This window comes from Pseudomonas sp. B35(2017), from assembly GCF_002113645.1.
GTDB lineage: Bacteria > Pseudomonadota > Gammaproteobacteria > Pseudomonadales > Pseudomonadaceae > Aquipseudomonas > Aquipseudomonas ekonensis.
This window is the reverse complement of sequence record NZ_NEIZ01000005.1, coordinates 49,338-67,509: the sequence shown is the minus strand read 5'-3', so window position 1 is coordinate 67,509 and position 18,172 is coordinate 49,338. Positions and strand designations below refer to the sequence as shown.

Here is an 18,172-nt window from a genome sequence, read left to right as displayed (position 1 = left end):
GCCGAACGGGGCTGTTCCTTCATCCGGTTGCCCGTCCTGACGGCCAGCGAAGTCTGGATCCTCAGTTCAAGGAGATTGCCCATGAAACGTTCTGTGCTGTTCGGTCTGTTCGTCACCGCCTCGATGCTGACCTCCGCCGCGTTCGCCGCCGGCGACCTATGCGAGACCAACCTGCAATCCATCGCCAACGCCAAGGCCCAGATTCCTGCGGACAAGAGCGCCCAGGTGGACGCCAGCGTCCAGCAGGCCAAAGCCTACCAGGCGCAAAACACTGACGATGGCACCAAGAAATGCATCACCGAAACCACCAAGACCCTCCAGGACATCCGCAACACGAACAAGGACGGCAAGGACGGCAAGAGCTGATCCGTGAACGGGCCAACCTTCGGGTTGGCCTCGCCAGCGGTTTGGCGTACACTGCACGTGCCTGTTGCTCAAAGAGAAATGCCGAGCAACAGGTTCGGGGCCGATTAGGATTCGACGCCGGTGGCGAAACTTTAGGTGCATGCCGAGTTGGTAACAGAACTCGTAAATCCACTGTTGCAACTTCTTATAGTTGCCAATGACGACCAATACGGTGCTGCTCTCGCTGCTTAATTGCAGCTGACATGCACTCCTGGTGCCTTCGGGCCCAGCAATCATCAGGGGATGTCTGTAAACCCGAAATGATTGTCATATAGAACAGAATCGCCGTGCAGTACGTTGTGGACGAAGCGGCTAAAACTTACACAACTCGCCCAAAGCACCCTGCCCGTCGGGTCGCTGAGGGTTAACTCAATAGACACGGCTACGCATGTAGTACCGACAGCGGAGCACTGGCGGACGGGGGTTCAAATCCCCCCGGCTCCACCAAATGATCAAAAAAAGACGTCCACGGACGTCTTTTTTTGTGCCTGCGATCCAGTAAATACGCGGCCTCCAGCGCTTTTGCGGTCTTTTGAGAGTTTTTGAGTTCCAGCCATTCTGGTATTCCAGACGGTATTCCAGTCCATCCGGTGCTAATCTTTGGAATACCGAATCAGTGCCTGAGGACAATCTCATGCCTGCTCAAACCCTCCGCCTCTCCGATCGACAGCTCAAGGGAGTCAAACCCGCGTCCAAGGATTACGTCCTTACTGACGGTGACGGTTTGCAGCTCCGAGTACGCAGCAACGGCTCGTTGCTGTGGAATTTCAACTACCGCGAACCGGTGACCAAGAAGCGCATCAACATCGGCTTCGGGACCTACCCCGAACTGTCACTGGCGAACGCACGAAAGATGGCAGTAGATGCGCGTGAGCTACTCGCCCAGGGCATCGATCCGAAGGTGCAGCGCAACACGCTGAATGAAGCCAAGCGCGCTGAGACAGAACATACCTTCGAGAACGTGGCCACCGCCTGGTTCGAGCTCAAGAAAGACTCGGTCACCCCGGCCTACGCCGAGGACATCTGGCGGTCGCTCTCGTTGCATGTATTCCCCGACTTGAGGACGACACCACTCACGAAAATCACCGCGCCGATGGTGATCGGATTGCTTCGTCCCATCGAAGCGAAAGGCAGTCTGGAGACGGTCAAACGTCTTAGCCAGCGGCTAAACGAGATCATGACCTACGGCGTAAACTCCGGCCTGATCTTCGCCAACCCGCTCAGCGGCATCAGGGCGGTATTCAAGAAACCCAAGAAAGAGAACATGGCTGCGCTCCCACCTGAGGAGCTCCCCGAGCTCATGCTGGAGATTGCGAACGCCAGTATCAAACGCACGACCCGCTGCTTGATCGAATGGCAGTTACACACGATGACTCGCCCCGCCGAGGCGGCAACTACTCGCTGGGCAGACATCGACTTTGAAAGGCGTGTCTGGACTATCCCACCGGAGCGGATGAAGAAGCGCCGCCCACACAGCATCCCGTTGAGTGATCACGCTGTCGCACTATTGGAGTCACTGAAGGCTCACAGCGGCCATCGCGAATACGTCTTCCCAGCAGACAGAAATCCGCGCACACACGCCAATAGCCAGACCGCCAACATGGCGTTGAAACGTATGGGCTTCCAGGATCGGTTAGTCAGCCACGGCATGCGCTCGATGGCCAGCACCATCTTGAATGAACATGGGTGGGACCCGGAGCTCATCGAAGTGGCACTGGCGCATGTCGACAAGGATGAGGTACGCAGCGCCTACAACCGAGCCGACTACATTGAGCGCCGACGACCGATGATGGCCTGGTGGAGTGAGTACATCCAGAAAGCCGCCACCGGCAGCCTGCTCGCCTCAGCGTACGGCCAAGTCATAGACAAGAACGTGGTGCCGATACGCTAGCGCTATACAGGCGCAAAAACGGCAGCAACTGAGCGTTCAAGATTCAGGGCAAGCAGCCTCGCTTATCCGCTTCTCAGCGCGGGTCCATCCAAACAGGGCTGCAAAGCCGCCCTGTTTGGATGGACCTTACTTTGAAGAGCTAAAAGCAACCACGTTGTCCGGGGTTTGCCACTCAATTCCATCGGTGGATAACCGCTTTTCACCTCCCAAGTAGCGCTGAGTTTCGACCCTTGACCGGGTTTATCCACAGGCGTAAAACTGATCGTGCAAGCGCTGTCGATGACAGCAACCCAGGTGACCCGAACCTTGAAGGTCACGCCGCTCTCGCGGTGGTTCTCCCCCCAAATGGCGATTCGCATCCGGCAGCTCGCCCGGTCACCTCCCCGGTGATGGATGCCTACTTCAAATCATGGCCCTCGTGCGCCAGGCAACACCTCCTACTTCGCTGCCCTGCAGCAACCTATCCGCTTGGCCGAATCTTGCGCCAACTTGCGCCCGTCTCTTTCTCTGGAAAGAGACGGGCGCTTCTAACACTGCTGCAGCCCTCATCGCTCTTGGCTTTGCGGCAACTTCCCCTGTGACAATTGGCGTGACAAACGCCGATGTCACCAGCAACAGCGCTGTAGATGATGGTGCCGCAGGCCAGGGAATGGACTGCACCTGACTGACAGTCAGGCATGCCCCGGTCATCGCATCGCTGTGTTCACCCGGCTCAGGATCTCGCGGCACTGGACTCGTCAGCCAATGCAGCCTCCGCCCGCCCACCGGTAACGGTGTTCAGGAGGCCAGATCATGAGATGCCCTTGCTCCCGGTCGTAAGGAGCCGCCAGTCCCGCGTTAGAGGACATCCCCACAGGTCGCAGGGGCCTTGATCCCTGATAACACTCAGCATTCTTGGCGGGATGACGTGGGGCGAGGATCGGAGAACAGGCGATGAGGTGATCGACATGGCATTGGTAGGTAGGCGGGATGGTCGCAATTTCGGCTATGGCAGGCAACTGAGCTATGCAGGCCCGCAGGCGTTGAAAGACATGTTCGGCGGCGGCCATTACGGCACGGTGAAGGCACACTGTGATCGGTGGCAGGCATTCGTGAAGTGGTGCCGCTCAGAACAGGGGCCGGGTATCAATGATGCGCGGCAGATTGATCGGAAGGTGTTGGCGGACTATGCGGCGTATCTACGCGACATGGTTAGGCGCGGTGACCTTGCTGTCAGCACCGCACAAAACCGCCTATCCAGCGTTAACAGCACCATGGCAGCGCTTCGCGGTGATCAGTACGTGAAGTTGCCGAGTCCGAGCAAGGCATTGGGCATACAGCGCAGCGGGGTTCGCCAGTCGGTGCCGCAGGGTCAAGACCGCGAGCGGGTTAGGCAGATCGTCGATGCGCTTTTGAATCGTGATCAGCTGCGAGCCGCTGCGATCGTTCTGTTGGCGCGAGCCACCGGCATGCGCTTGCGTGAGGCTATCTTGGCTGACCTGCCACGGCTAAGCCGTGAGGCTAACGACCTAGGCAGGATAAACATTCAGGATGGCACTAAAGGCGGCCGCGCCGGCGCATCGGCGCCACGTTGGATTGCGGTGGACGACCATGTTCGAGGTGCACTTGGGTTTGCATGGCAGGTGTCACCTGCGGGTAGCCGCAACCTGATTGCACCACTCGAAAGCTACCTGACTGTTCTGCAAGAAATCATCCGCCCTGCGCGGGACATCCTGCATGCACACAACCTTAAAGGCTTCCATGAGCTACGAGCGGCTTACGCATGTGAGCGCTATGAGCAAATCACCCAACACCGCGCGCCTGTCAACGGTGGCCAATGCTGCCAGGTAGATCGACGCCTTGATCGCGAGGCCCGGAGGCTAATCAGCAATGAGCTGGGGCACGGACGAATTGACGTAGTTGCCGCGTACATTGGAGGTCGGTCATGAGTAAGCCATTCGACATGGAGCTGTTCTTGGCAGGAGTGCTGACCGGCTCGCACACAACCCGGCAACGTCATGTGCGACAGGCGAAAATCATCCAGGCTGAGATTGCAGAGCGTTGGCAACGAGAGACTCCATGGGCTTGGCAGAGAAAGCATGTGGCTTGGTTCCTCGAGCATCACCTGGATCGGCGCAGCGCCGCGACGTGGTACTACTATTTGCTAACCGTGCGGTTGCTCACTCGTCGCTTAGAAAAACCATGGACGTTCAACCTCAGAGCGAGGGTCTGATTCTCGTTCGTCACAATCAACTTACAGACGATCCAAACTGGTCGCTCATGAAAGACAGCGATCGGCCATGTCTCCAACGGTTTAGAACCCGCTGTGGCTGCATCGAAAGGTATCTGGCCAGAATCATGGCGAATCCCTGAGCCCAAATTTACGAAACCAGGGGCGATTCAGGCTGGGCGAAAAGCGCCAGCAAGTTCTTCAACGAAACGCCCGGAGGCTATTTGGTTCAGGCCGGAGTCCATCAGTCTCACGATGGTAAAAGCCTCTATTCCTTCCGACATACACTAGAGACAAACCTAAGCCACGCGAAGCGTAACGGAGAACAGTTAGATCGCTCAATCATTGACGCTATCACTGGTCATGCCCCTCAATCAATTGCCGGCAAACACTACGATAATGGGGCTACTATCCAACAGATGCTAAATGCACTGAAGCTTTTACCGCCCCCCTGCTATCCAACGATTCACAAGCTATCAAATAAACTTTGTTGAACGCTTTGGCGAGATTTTGCACAGAAGCATTCTGAGCCATCGAAGGAGAGGCAGAAAAGCTTGAGCTTCGGAAGCACACCCCCATTAACGTGAAAGCCCGGCATTTGCCGGGCTAAAACATGCTCCACACATGGATTCTTGGAGAGTTCCTGACCAACCCCGAAATTACAAAGCCAAAGACTTATATTTAAATCCAGTCAACACATCACGAAAACTTAAAAAATAAACTCAAATCCCCCACAGTTCAGCAATTGTTATTGCTTGAGCATGATCGAACGGCCTATCAGACTTCAAACACATTCTTGCAGTATCAGCCGAAATCAAATTATTTAAAAAAGCTCTCGCCACGACAGCAGAAAACATCCCACGCCTTGATATCGGAACGTTTTCACCAAGCCCCGGCATAAAGTCAACCGTGAGATTTTCAGCTGGAATCCAAGCACTCAAATCCACATCACCAACTGCAACATTCGTGTCTTTCTTACAGACGTTAGCTATATGGTATTTAGCAGCTGACACACTGATCCCATAGAGAGATGAGATTTCTTCAATGGCAGAGGCAATCGATGCGCTACGATCCACAATACGTCTTACGCCAGCTCTAGGTGCTAGAAATGCGACCGCAAAAGAATTAGCCCTCATTTCCACATAGTCTGTTGCCGCAGCACGACCTTCAATGTTCGCGTACTCGTCAACAAGCAGCTTATCGAGCTTCTCATCTGGATCCCAAAGGAGATGAGCCATTTCATGACACATTGTCATTCTTCGGACCGCAACATCAGAGTTCCGACCGCGCTCATTGACCACTATACCCCGATATGATCCATTAGCTATGGTTGCTCCAGCAAAACGGTGCTCCAAGTTGGTTTGGATCAATGGAATATTTAGCGTCTCTTCCACCAGAGCTCTGACACTAAATATCGGTTCCTCATCATCCAAACCTAGCAAAGATCGTGTTTTTTCAGCTAGCAAGTAACCTTTTTCATACGTCGGATATGAATAATTGGCGTCCTTGCGACTTGCACTCGAAGCTAGATCATGCAACTTACGACCAAGGGAATCCGCTAAGTCAGATTGCTTGGCAACCACCCAAGCGGCCTCGCCGAGCTTGGCAACGGACGCAGCAGAAAATGACTTCTCATCTCGTATCTCCGTCAGCATACGCAGCCTGACGCCCAATCCGGCATCACCTCCAGCTGCTGGCGAATAACCAAGGATCCTTTCGTCCAAGGCAAGGACTTGACAGAGTTCGTTCAGTGACTGAATTGGTACAACCTTACCAGGGCTCTCAGCATCAACCACCAAGCTCGCAGGAAGACGGGCTGCCTGAGCTAGTTCTTCGACTCTCAACCCCATATGCTCACGACGAGCTCTCAATGTTTGGGCTGGCTCTTGGATGCTAGGCACCAAACTGACAACGCACTCATCCAGGACACGCTCAACCATATCCGAGCCAAACGCGCGCTCAGCTTGATGGCGAGTTAAACGGAATCCTTTTGCTGCCGGGTTGTCCAGCGCTAGCTGAGACTGGCTTCGAACAAACATTATCTCCCCATCCCGGGCGTTATCCGAGTTTTCAGGGTGCGAGCCAACTCGCGTAGGCGTGGTCATTTGGGATGCACCTCTACAGGGACACTGGCGCCGAACCTAAAGCAATAGCCCGTGCCTTCATCATAGCCTGTCAACCATACCCGGTAGCCCGCATACGTGAAAGCCTCTCCGGCCGACTCGATTTCCAGCGCACTCTGCGGCTTGTAACGGCCTGAGCAGCCATTGATGATTATTTCTTGCTCACCGAGCCAGATCAGCTCTCCGCCGATGTAAGCGGCCTCACCTCCAGTGAGGTTTGTGTGCTTGATCTTCCCAAGGGCTAGCGACCTGCCGAAATCACAGTTTTCTGCTGCATGAACAGCGTCATTCTGACGGACTGCCCAGAGGTGGGCTTTTTCCTTCATCTCAACAGTGACATCCGGGCAGCACGAGCTCGGGCGGGGGTCAGACGGAGCCTTGGCGTCTATCAAAAAAAGACCTTGTTCAAAAGGCATTTGATTGAGCTCGTCGTCGTGTACCTTGGTAAGAAGATTCGGCAGCCTAGGCTCACCGATCAATGACCGCAACGGGGTAAAAACGTCATCCATGTGAGCAGCCAAGTGTTAAAAAAGGTCGATTCTAAAGGTCTTGACAGCCTCAATCTAGTGGCTTTTTAGCATCCCAACTCCTTGCCTGGCTCTGCTCTCCCACAGGATCATCAAACGACCGCTTTCGGGGATCAGGTGTTGCAGCAGATCCAGCATGGTGGTGTATCCAGTGAGACAAAGGTTAAGAAAAGTGCCTGGCAGGGCCCCGCGCTACTGGGCGAAGCGCTCCTTGAGCCGCTCCACCGTCCAGCGCCATTTTGGCGTGGTCGGCCGGCAGATGGTGTTCTGGTTGCCGAACAGGCCGACTTCCCGCACGGCCTCATTGAGCGGCAGGCTGTACAGCCACTCGACGGGCACGAAGTATTCGCAGCGCTGTGGGTCATCGACATAGGCGCGGTGGTAGTCGGCTTGCAGCAGCTCCAGCGCCGGGCGCTCGACGCCGCCCTCGCTGAGGCAGAAGTCCTTGGCCGCCGTGGCATGGCCGGTTACGCGGGCGACGCCGACATAGCCCGCGCCGGGCACATTGACCCACAGGCGGTCGCCGGGGCCGACCAGTTTCAGGCTATTGCTGTACCAACTGCCGCCGCCACCGCAGACAAAACCGTAACGCCGCGCCTCGGCCCAGTCGCGCGTGCTGCTGTGGCCGAACGAGGCGTAGAACTCGCCATTCCAGGGTTCGGCGGGTGTGCCCGATTTGCTCACACTGCTGGCCTGTGGCGCCTCGCTGGGGTCGAGCAGCCAGGCGCGGCTGATCAGTTGCTGCTCACCCAGTTGGAACACCTGGAAGCACAGCACGTTGATGGCAATATCGCGTTCGCTCAGGTAGCCGACAATGCGCTCGCTGCTGGCATCCAGCTCGGCAGCGACGATAACGATCTGATGGCTCTGGTTCAGCGCCTCGGGCTCCAGCGGCGCGTCGAAGCGCGCCTGAAAGTCCGCCGCCAAGTCGGCACCCGGCTTGAAGCGTTGGTAGATGGCCTCAATCTCGTTGGCCTGCAAGCGCTCCACCCACACCGCATAGTCCAGCGCCTGCGCCACCACCTCACGCGGGGTGCGCTCGCGTTTGAGCTCGATCAGCACCAGCGAAGCATCCGGCGCCAGCGCCAGCAGGTCGATACGCCCGCCCTGGCCAGTGCTTTCCTGCCGGCCAATCAACAGCCAGTCCTCGGAGAGCAGCGCCGGAGCACTGACGATCATGTCTTCGAGGAACTGCTCGCTGGCCAGCACGGCACTTTTCAGCGGCGCGGGCTGTGCGCCGACGGTCCAGATCTGGGTGCGAATGGGCATCCGTGCGCTCCTGTTGCCTAGGCCACGGCCTGCTCGACCAGCGCACTGGCCAGATGCTCATGCACCTGCCGAGCCTGGTTTAGGCGGGCTTTGAGTTGGTCGCAGAGCGCCATTAGCTGATCTAGGCGGCTAACAATATTGCTTTGTTCATTCAGAGTGGGCAGGCGTAGTTTTATCGTTTTGAGATTCTTGGCACTGATGCCGATATTTCCGACGGTGGTCGCGCAAAACGACTCTATCTGCGCTCGTGCAGGAGCTGCATTCAATATGTATTTGAGGTAATGAGGCGAAGCTTTATTACGATCAGCCCGAAAACGGATGAGTTTGTCGGGAAAAATTTGCGGCACACCTCTACTTCCGCAGTAAAGAGAGAATGCCCCGACATAGTGAAGATTTCCATTGAACCGGCAGGCTAGAAGATCGTCTCTAGCCAAAAGGAATTTTTGTATTTCCGCCTCTGAAACGTCCGCCCACTTGTGCTCAAGCTCGTCAGTGACATAGCCAGCAACTCCGGTTCCCGCACTAATTCTCAGAATTTCCACAGCGCCTGGTGAGTCCTGAGGTTTCTTCGAAGAACCGTTCAGTGAGTCACCTTCAAGTACATCTGAAAGAGCCAGGTAGTCAGCAGGAATATATGACCTTACGAGACGTCCATCCGCAGCTAAACAAAGAAATGCTTGCTCGAGGGCGTCGATGCTGGATTCGGTGGTAAACAGGGTATGGAAGTGCTCGGCCAGGCGCTGCCAGCTTTGCGCAAAGCCTTCGGCATCGGAGGCCTGAGTCAGGCTGCTCAGCAGTGCCTGCACCAGTTGGGCATGGGCGCTGTCGGCATCGGTCTGCCGGGCTTCCAGCCGGTCGCACAGGGCCATCAGCTCACCGACTTTGGAGACGATGCGGTGTTGTTCGACTTCAGGAGGGAACGGAATTAAGAATTGGGCCAACTTCCCAATGCTGAGCCCTTCACGCGAAACACCTACCTGCACATCCATTACGGTCTGCTGAACCAACTGTGAGATAAGCGCTGTGTGAAGGAATGGCTGGGTTGCCGCCGAAACTGGTCGAATAATGGTTACGTGCTGACTTACGTTACCCGTATCAAAGTCAGCTGGAACGGCAGCGCATCTCCCAATAGATGCTCCTGTGATGTTGAACAGTAAGTCGCCTGCTTCAACATGTGTGCCCGACATTTTTTGGTGGGTTTCTTCTGGAATGAAAGCGACCTCATTGAGCCGAAGTCCTTCACTCCACACGTTCTGAGACCGAAGAAATTTGACTCCATTTGCGACGTAGGCCTGCTTCCCGCCCAATGGCGTACTTCCGGCCCCAATTTTCTTCAGCAAAGAGTCCAGGCGTACCCACTCCCAGCCAGTTGGGAGCTGAAATGGCTTTTCTTCGTCTGTAATTTCAGGCTGCGGCTTCTGCTTCTTAATCTTCCCCTGCGCCACCAACCGCGCCTTTTCCTCGGTAATCTGTTTCAGCAATTCACTTGCAGGCCCATCACTCGGATCTTGCGGCACTAGCTTGCCGCGCACCGCCAGCTCCAGAATCAGCTCACGCAGTTTTTTTATCCCATTGGGCGCGCCGGCCACTAGTGACAGGTTATCGGTCAGCACTGCGCTCATGCGTCACGCTCCGCCGACTGTGCGGCAAAGGCCCCGGCCAGCACGGCCTTGAGCTGGTCGCGCAGCTCGCAAATCTCGCCTTGCCGCGCGGCGTAGTCACGCAGCAGTTCGTCCGGGTCATGGCTGATCTGTTCGCCGACGTGAGGGTTCTTGCAGTCGAGGTTCCAGTTGCGGTTTTGCAGCTCGTCGAAGCTGACCTTCCAGGCAAACTCATTATCCTGCCGTGCGGCAAAGCCATCGACCTCGCTGCCCCACCAGGCTTCCTCGACAGCAAACTCTTCGACTCGCATGGGTTTGGTCTTGGAGTAGCTTTTGTAACCGACTGGGTACTGGTGCTCGTAGAACCACACGTCCTTGGTGGGCGTGCCCTTGGTGAAGAACAGCAGGTTAGTCTTGATGCCGGTGTAAGGGTTGAACACGCCGTTGGGCAGGCGAACGATGGTGTGCAGGTTGCATTCGGTCAGCAGCTTTTCCTTGATGCGACTCTTGATGCCTTCACCAAAGAGGAAACCGTCGGGCAGCACCACGGCGGCGCGGCCACCGTCCTTGAGCAGGTGCATGATCAGCACCAGGAACAGGTCGGCGGTTTCGCGGGTGCGGAAGGCCGTGGGGAAGTTGGTTTCGATGCCGTCTTCTTCCATGCCGCCGAAAGGCGGGTTGGCGACGATGCAATCGACCCGCTCAGCCGGTCCCCAACTGATCAACGGACGTCCCAGGGTGTTGTCGTGCTTGATCTGGTTGGGCACCTCGATGCCGTGCAGGATCATGTTGGTGGTGGCCAGCAGGTGCGGCAGCGGCTTTTTCTCCACGCCGAAGATGCTCGACTGCAGGGTACGCTCGTCCTCGGCGGTTTGCACATAGCGCTTGCGCTTGTGCTCGATGCTGCAGGTGAGGAAGCCGCCGGTGCCGCAGGCCGGGTCCATGACCTTTTCGTCCAGCTTGGGATCGACCATACGCACCATGAATTCGGTGACCGGGCGCGGGGTATAGAACTCACCGGCATTGCCGGCGTTCTGCAGGTCGCGCAGCAGTTGCTCGTACATGTCGCCGAAGGCGTGGCGCTCCTGCGCCTTGTTGAAGTCCACCCCTTCCTGAATCTTGTTGATCACCTGGCGGATCAACTGGCCGGACTTCATGTAGTTGTAGGCATCCTCGAACACGCCACGCACCACGTAGGTAGCCGGCGTGGTGCTGTATTCATGGAGGTTCTGCAACTGCGGGAACAGGTTGTTGTCGATGAAATCCTTCAGGGCATCGCCGGTGATGCCCTCCGGGTTGGCCGCCCAGGTGCGCCAGCGGCAGCTCTCCGGAATCGGAGAACGGTAGTTGTCATCGAGCAGCTCCCACTCCTGCTCGCGGTCGTCGAAGATTTTCAGGAACAAGATCCACACAAGCTGGCCAATACGCTGCGCATCGCCGTCGACGCCGACGTCCTTGCGCATGATGTCCTGGATGGATTTGATGGTGCTGCTGATGGACATGCTTACTTCCTGAAAAGGTGTTCACGGTGCCAGGCCAGATAGCCGCGATGCTGCGGCTTGATCTGGCGCAAGCGCAGACAAGGGGTGATGTTGAGCGCACGGGCGCTGTCGGAGTCGAGATCGTCGCCAAGGAGAATCTGCCCCTGATCGTCAAAGCTGATCAGGCCACGGTCGAAGGCAAGATCAAGATTGGGGGTGAGCAACAGCCCGTTGAACGGATCAAGCCGCTCGGCCGGGCTGGCAGCGCGCCAGGGTTTGATATGCGAGGCCCGCAACAACTCCGGTACGCAGCAGTCGGTAATCGCACAGCCGCCCCAGTAGGCCAGCAGGTCGTCGCGGTAGCCGCTCTGGCCGATGCGCGCTTTGATCAGGGCATCGCGTTCGGTGTCGGTGAGGTTGGGTTCGTTTAGAAACTCCTCTGTTGAGACCGAAGATTTAGCAGTCGCGGACTGGAGGACAGAAACAGAGGATTTATAACCGAGTAGATCAAGCAGTTGATTAAGATCGACCTCTGTAGCGATATCCAATGCAATTGCTAATTTACTGTCAGAGCCAGCTACGGCGGGATAACCCGTCATGTTAGTGTTTCGATACCCGGTATTTGGCAACGAAGGGGAAAGTACCTTGATTGAGTCCCATTTACCTGCGGTGGCATGTTCTGGATGAATGAGGAAGGGCTGCTTGGCAACAGGAGCACCCGTTTTGCTCATTTTGACGAATACACGACCGTTAAAATCAGGTTGCTCATACCCGTTAGCATGTTGATTTTTGACGGTCAGAACAAAGCCCTTACGGATGAGCGCAGCTGCGATCTCAAATGAATTAAGTTTGGGCATCGGTTATCCGTAGAGCTGTCGCTCAAGCTCCTGAATGGCCTGCTGATAGCCCGGTTTGCCTCCAAAGGCCTTGACCAGCTCAATCGGCGCACCGATCTGGCTGAATGGCGCCAGCTGAAGAATCTTGATGTCTTCGATGTGCTCGACGCCGGTGTCGGCGTACTTGTCGAGCAGGGCTTCCAGTACCTGGCGGGCGGCGCCGGAGTATTTGGCGAAGTAGTTGCGCTTTTTCACCTGCTCGGCGCGCTCCTTGCGGGTGAGCGGCGGCTGGTCGAAGGCGATATGGCAGATCAGGTCGAACGGATCGAGCGGCTGGCCGCGCTTGGCTGAGACTTCGTCGTCCAGGGCTTCCCACATTACACCTTGAGCGGCCAGCTCATCGATGATGACCTTCTTCTGCTCGGCATCGCTCCAGCGACGCAGGAAGTCATCCAGCGAGGCAAACTGTTTCTTAACGCAGGTGCGGGTGTAGTCGCGTAGCGATTCGGTGATCAGCTTGCCGTCCGGGCCGTAGTACTGCACGCGCTCGGCAATGACGTGCACGGCGACGTTGTTGATCACGTATTTGACGCGCTTCTTGCCGCCATCGTCGTCAGCGCCACCGGTGGTTTCGTCACCTTCGGTTGCCCCAGCACCACCGTCGATCACGTCACCCTCTTCGCCCTCGGTTTCTTCCGGCGGCACCGGTGAGGAGTCGCCCTCGGGGTTGTAGATCACCACCGGCTCACCGTCGAAGGCCGGGTCGGCAAAGAGTTCGGTGGCTTTCTTGAAGTCCATGATGGTGAACCAGTACTTGCCGTAATCCTCGTTGATACGGGTGCCACGACCGATGATCTGCTTGAACTCGGTCATGGATTTGATGTGCTGGTCGAGCACCACCAGTTTGCAGGTCTGGGCATCAACTCCTGTGGTCATGAGTTTGCTGGTGGTGGCGATCACCGGGTAGCGCGACTCGGGGTTGATGAAGTTGTCCAGCTCGGCCTTGCCTTCCTTGTCGTCGCCGGTAATGCGCATCACGTATTTGCGGTTTTCCTCAACGCGCTTGGGGTTGAGGTTGACCAGGGCCTGGCGCATGCGCTCGGCGTGGTCAATGTCGTCGCAGAAGATGATGGTTTTCTGGAAGGGGTCGGTGGCGGTCAGGTATTCGGTGACCTTGCGGGCGACCAACTGGGTGCGCGCTTCGATCACCAGTTCGCGGTCCATATCTTTGAGGTCATAGACGCGGTCTTCGATCAGCTCACCGTTCTTGTCGCGCGTGCCCTTGGGCGGGCGCCAGCCTTGCAGGTCTTTGTCGAAGTCGATGCGCACCACTTTGTACGGGGCGAGGAAGCCATCTTCGATGCCTTGCTTGAGGGTGTAGCTGTACACCGGCTCACCGAAGTAGGTGATGCTGGAAACCTCTTTGGTCTCCTTCGGCGTAGCGGTCAGGCCGATGTGGGTGGCACCGGAGAAGTAGTCGAGAATCTCGCGCCAGGCCGAGTCTTCGGAGGCGCTGCCTCGGTGGCATTCGTCGATCACCACGAGGTCGAAGAAGTCGCGGGAAAACTGCTTGTAGACATTCTTCTCTTCTTCGTTGCCGGTCACGGCCTGATACAGCGACAGGTAAATTTCGTAGGACTTTTCGATCTGCCGTTTGGCAATCTTGGTCATCGCCTGGCCGAAGGGCTTGAAGTCGTTGTTCTTGGTCTGGTCGACGAGGATGTTGCGATCGGCGAGGAAGAGGATGCGTTTCTTCTGCCCGGACTTCCACAAGCGCCAGATGATCTGGAAGGCGGTGTAGGTCTTGCCGGTGCCGGTGGCCATGACCAGCAGGATGCGATCCTGCCCGCGCGCCACGGCCTCAACGGTACGGTTGACGGCGTTCATCTGGTAGTAGCGCGGCATGCGCCCGGAGCCGTCGTCGTAATACGGGGCTTCGGCCTTCTGCTGGCTTTCGCCGCTGAGGCCCTTCCACTGACAGTAGCGCTGCCACAGCTCCTCGGGGCTGGGGAACTGCCCCAGGCTCAGCTCGGTTTCCTTCTGCACGCCGGTACCACTGCGATCATGGAAGAGAAAACCATCACCGTTGCTGGAGAACACGAACGGCACATCCAGCGCCTCGGCATAACCGAGCGCCTGCTGCATACCGGCGCCGAGCGCGTGCTTGTTGTCCTTGGCCTCGATAACCGCCAGCGGCAGGTTGGCCTGGTGATAAAGGATGTAGTCGGCGCGGCGCGATTCGCCTCGGCTGTGCAGCTTGCCACGGACGATGATGCGCCCCTTGGTAAAGCTGACTTCCTCACGAACCTGCTTGTGCAAATCCCAGCCCGCCGCGGTGATGGCCGGTGTGATGTATTTGCTGCAGATGTCACGCTCAGTCAGTGAATTCTTGTCCATGTATCCGTCCCGTTGAACTGCCTTGACCTCGCATATCTGGTTGGCGAGGCGATTATTGGGACGGCGTAAAAGTGTACGCTAGAACCCTTGATTACGTCCCTGATGGCTCTTTGACCTAACTGTGTGCGAACGACGTCACAATATCTATCCAGCCAGCATGGGTAAAGCTCGCGTCCCATCAAAACGCGGCTTTTTTTGCACAGAGGTAGCACCAGTATTCCACTCAAGCTATTCGCGCGGCGTTGTGACGTCAGCGCATGGCGAAATGAACATCCCACGTGCTATTGGATCACGCCGCTGGATCATCCCTATCCCCCGCCCGTCTGTCCTGAAGCTGCCGGAGGCTGCCCACGGTGAGAAAGCAAAGGCAGTTGCGCTTACAGAACAGCGGATGCGAGTAATCCAATAGGCCATCGATGCTGCCGTCACGAAGCATGCGATGCTGAGTCCGAGGTCGATCTGAGCAAATTGCGATTCTGAAGTCTAAACGCGAGCGCTCGTGCCCCCCTCAATGCTCCGGAGTCCCGAGTTCAAATTTCGTGACGCAGTATTCCAAAAGGTATTCCATAGAAAAAGACAAACCGAATTTTTATGTTGTTTTTAAATAAGATAAAAAGTCATTTCAGATCCCCCCGGCTCATCCAAGAAAGTCTTTAATTTTTCTTGGAATTCAGTAATGCCAGATATTATCTCACCCGAATCCTCCACCTCTCCAATCACCAACTCAAGACAGGCAACCTTCACGCAGGCACATAAAAGTAACTCAACGGCACCAATCGCTTAGTCTCCGGATCGGTAGCTGGATAATGCGCCATCAACGTGCGCGCCCGTTCATCCAACGTCCACATCGTCAGATGTACGTTGGCCCGCTCTCCTTCATACAGGGCCTCTTTAGTAAACCCGCCAGTGCTCACATATAACCCTCGATCATCCTTGTGCCTTCCACCAAGAAAGCTGCGGATTTCGTTGCTCCCCATCCGGGCATTCCGATGCTTGACCTCTACAACAATTCGCGGTGGCTCAAATCCAAAACCATCGGGCGATGCAATGATGTCCTTGCCGCGGTCAGCACCGGCCGGTGAAACAAGCGTTTTGTATCCCATGGCTCGCAAAATGCCCGCCACCAACTCCTGCATCTCAGCCCAGTCCAGACTGTTGATTTGATCCTTGATGCGCTCGAAGGCGATCTCCTGAACGCCCTTAAGCGGATCCTCAAGAGCTTCTGGTTCTTCAATCAAATCCTTTGGTGCAGTGGTCACGTTCTTCCCAGTGGCCAGGGCCAGCAATTCCTTCTGGGCATCCTCAGCAACATTGAACACGGTAAGCGTAGATCCCAGACTGTTTCTGCTGGCACCGGTGAGTTTGTCGCGGTCGACCTCCTGCGCAAACCACTCAACCGGCCTGGTCAAAGACATACCCACCTCTGCCAGGTCGGGACGATGCTGGCACGCACCAGTGAAGCGGCCCACCAAGTAGGTCCGGTTCGCAGGAGAATAGGTAACGACCGTATCGCCGATGTTGATTTCGTTAACGAAACGGAACACCTGGGAAGCACCCGATACGGCACTTGCATCCTTGATCCCTGGCTGTAGATCTTTATAGGCTTGGATCAACGCCTTTCGGGTAACGCCAGGCTTGGCCTCAAGCGCCAGTTGAGTCCACCCAATGGCTGCGAGATTGCGATCTCTGAAATCGTCATAGAGACGGCCGCCGTCACCTCGAATCATCCACATCGTGGGCATGTTGATACTCATTCTTTCCATGGAGTTGAGGCGAAACTGTAGCAATGGTGATTCTTTGTGTGAATGAAAAAAGCACGACACGTAGCTCTGCTTACCTGCAGGCAAAAATCAGGTTTCACAAGGCCGCGATCAGCTCGACGGCGAAGCAACATACTTGTCCACAAGTTGGTACTGCTGCCCTACAGTCGATCACGCGCGACGGTCGAAAAAAGTCTCTGCGCCTACCTGGATACCCCCAGCATCAGTCAACGCCGTATTGCAGCCAACATTGCTCACCGACCTGACCGTGAGTTCGTCACTGAATCGCTCCGGTGGGCTAGGCATTTAACTGTGGGGACATCACTTCAGACACACGCCAACTTCAGCCGAGCTCCGTGCTTCGCTAAGCACGTCCTAGGAAGTTTCCCGCAACACGCGTCGACTTCCATGAACTGTTTCAAGCATCACCGACACGATAGGCTCCTGGCTTCGCTTTCACCCGGCCATCAAATGCCTGGAGCCCCGTCATGAAGAAAGACAACCAGACCCCACCAGCCCAGTCCTCAGCGCCCGATTCGGAAACCCACGAGTCCCGCCCGCAGCCCAGCGAACGTGTGCGCAAGCGTCGGCAAGCGCCCCCCTTCAAGGAGCTGTTCAGCGTCCGCACCGATGTGGACACGCTGACCCTACTCACGCACGCCACCCAAACCCTGGCCGCGCTCACCACCGTGACGGCCAATTTCGCCGACGGTTTCGAGGGGGCGCAGCGCAGTCGGATGCTGGCGATTCAGCAGTTGGCGACCATGACGGAGATGCTGGTGTGTCGGGCGCTGGAAACTGTCGATCCGCAGCAGGTCGTCGTGCCACCGCCGGCGCCCGTTGTCCACTGAGGCGGCAGGCTTGGCGCCGAGGGTGCAAGTCATTCATCGACATGAACTTTTCTTCACCCCCCGTTAATCGACGGCCGTGTACATTGCCCTCGCTCATTCAAGAAACTACGGTTCGCCCGCGCTCTCCCGCGGGCTTTTTTTTGCCTGGGATTTGGCATCGAGGCGGTAGGCCAGTGTGTCTTGCACGCCGTGCTGCGGCGAGTTGCGGGCCGCGCGGTGCACGCGGATCAGCTCGAATCCGACGGATTCTGCCAGGCGTTGGCTGCGGGTGTTGGCCGAAGACGCGCTCAGATAGAAGGCCGCGTCAGGAAAACCACAAAGCAATCGCCTCAATGCAGCACGCATGTAGCCCTTGCCCGAATGCTCGGTGTTGGCCCAATACCCCACGACGTAACGATTGCGTCGCCGAGGCTTCAGGCCAATGCAGCCCAGGACGGTCTGGCCGTCGTCGGTGACGATGAACCAGCGGCGTTCGCCGGTTTCGCTGCTGAAGTCGTCACGGGACATGAGCAGGAACTCAAGCGCCTGTTCCTCGGTGGTGTGGGGACGGGCCCAGGGCAGGAATTCGGCGTGGGCGACATGGCTGGTGTTGAGCGCGTGGGCTAGCGCGGTGCACAGCGTCGGGTCGGGGGGCAGCAGGCGCAATGATTGCTGGCCGGTGGTGAACGCAAACTCCATTTCCTTTTCCTTGATCGGATTCCATGGGGCTCGACGATATACGAAGCCGCCTCGTGAATCTTCAGACCCTGCGCAAACTCAAGCGAGCGGTTTGTGTTTTCGTCCCTATCGGTCAATTCTTCCAGTAAGTCCCGCCAACGGAGC

The 18,172-nt window shown here is 56.8% G+C and carries 13 protein-coding genes, 1 other RNA gene and 2 pseudogenes; 7 read left to right on the top strand and 9 right to left on the bottom strand.

Annotated elements, in window-relative coordinates:
- Window positions 1-81: 81 nt before the first annotated feature.
- From CAG41_RS11480 to CAG41_RS11455, 5 genes are all read left to right on the top strand, one after another.
- On the top strand, window positions 82-366 hold the full coding sequence (locus CAG41_RS11480; RefSeq protein WP_085631776.1) for a hypothetical protein: 285 nt from the start codon (window positions 82-84) through the stop codon (window positions 364-366).
- A 96-nt stretch (window positions 367-462) separates the two neighbouring features.
- Window positions 463-852: a transfer-messenger RNA gene (gene ssrA, locus CAG41_RS11475) on the top strand.
- Between the two features lie 187 nt (window positions 853-1,039).
- Window positions 1,040-2,296, top strand: coding sequence for an integrase domain-containing protein (locus tag CAG41_RS11470; protein WP_085707023.1), 1,257 nt, complete (start codon window positions 1,040-1,042; stop codon window positions 2,294-2,296).
- A gap of 947 nt (window positions 2,297-3,243) precedes the next feature.
- Window positions 3,244-4,224, top strand: coding sequence for an integrase domain-containing protein (locus tag CAG41_RS11460; RefSeq protein WP_085707074.1), 981 nt, complete (start codon window positions 3,244-3,246; stop codon window positions 4,222-4,224).
- A complete protein-coding gene (locus CAG41_RS11455) occupies window positions 4,221-4,508 on the top strand; it encodes a hypothetical protein (RefSeq protein WP_085707022.1) in 288 nt (95 codons plus the stop codon). Before CAG41_RS11460 ends, CAG41_RS11455 begins: the two co-directional genes overlap by 4 nt.
- A 719-nt stretch (window positions 4,509-5,227) precedes the next feature.
- On the opposite strand, the gene CAG41_RS11445 is transcribed toward CAG41_RS11455, so the two are convergent.
- The 8 genes and pseudogenes from CAG41_RS11445 to CAG41_RS11410 form a co-directional block, all read right to left on the bottom strand.
- Entirely contained in the window at window positions 5,228-6,610 is a 1,383-nt protein-coding gene (locus CAG41_RS11445) for an XRE family transcriptional regulator (RefSeq protein WP_085707021.1), read from the bottom strand.
- Window positions 6,607-7,137, bottom strand: a complete 531-nt coding sequence (locus CAG41_RS11440) for a hypothetical protein (RefSeq protein WP_085707020.1) — start codon at window positions 7,135-7,137, stop codon at window positions 6,607-6,609. The genes CAG41_RS11445 and CAG41_RS11440 overlap by 4 nt, the downstream gene beginning before the upstream one ends.
- 210 nt (window positions 7,138-7,347) lie before the next feature.
- Window positions 7,348-8,424, bottom strand: coding sequence for an endonuclease NucS domain-containing protein (locus tag CAG41_RS11435; protein WP_085707019.1), 1,077 nt, complete (start codon window positions 8,422-8,424; stop codon window positions 7,348-7,350).
- A gap of 17 nt (window positions 8,425-8,441) precedes the next feature.
- Complete coding sequence (locus CAG41_RS28575; protein ID WP_170930281.1) at window positions 8,442-10,046, bottom strand: restriction endonuclease subunit S; 1,605 nt, start codon at window positions 10,044-10,046, stop codon at window positions 8,442-8,444.
- Entirely contained in the window at window positions 10,043-11,527 is a 1,485-nt protein-coding gene (locus tag CAG41_RS11425) for a class I SAM-dependent DNA methyltransferase (RefSeq protein ID WP_085707018.1), read from the bottom strand. The genes CAG41_RS28575 and CAG41_RS11425 overlap by 4 nt, the downstream gene beginning before the upstream one ends.
- Window positions 11,528-11,529: 2 nt before the next feature.
- A pseudogene (locus CAG41_RS29150) lies at window positions 11,530-11,922 on the bottom strand (HNH endonuclease); the annotation flags it as partial.
- A 444-nt stretch (window positions 11,923-12,366) separates the two neighbouring features.
- Entirely contained in the window at window positions 12,367-14,739 is a 2,373-nt protein-coding gene (gene hsdR, locus CAG41_RS11415; RefSeq protein WP_085707016.1) for an EcoAI/FtnUII family type I restriction enzme subunit R, read from the bottom strand.
- 740 nt (window positions 14,740-15,479) lie between these two features.
- Window positions 15,480-16,481 carry a restriction endonuclease gene (locus tag CAG41_RS11410; protein ID WP_085707073.1) on the bottom strand — a complete coding sequence of 334 codons (1,002 nt, stop codon included), beginning with the start codon at window positions 16,479-16,481 and terminating at the stop codon, window positions 15,480-15,482.
- A 238-nt stretch (window positions 16,482-16,719) separates the two neighbouring features.
- Between CAG41_RS11410 and CAG41_RS28815 the strand changes: the two are divergent.
- Window positions 16,720-16,809: pseudogene (locus CAG41_RS28815) on the top strand (hydrolase); the annotation flags it as partial.
- 178 nt (window positions 16,810-16,987) lie between these two features.
- Window positions 16,988-17,350, top strand: coding sequence for a DUF6124 family protein (locus CAG41_RS11405; RefSeq protein ID WP_085707015.1), 363 nt, complete (start codon window positions 16,988-16,990; stop codon window positions 17,348-17,350).
- A gap of 105 nt (window positions 17,351-17,455) precedes the next feature.
- Here CAG41_RS11405 and CAG41_RS11400 read toward each other — a convergent pair whose 3' ends face one another.
- A complete protein-coding gene (locus tag CAG41_RS11400; protein WP_139834968.1) occupies window positions 17,456-18,028 on the bottom strand; it encodes a GNAT family N-acetyltransferase in 573 nt (190 codons plus the stop codon).
- Between the last annotated feature and the right edge of the window lie 144 nt (window positions 18,029-18,172).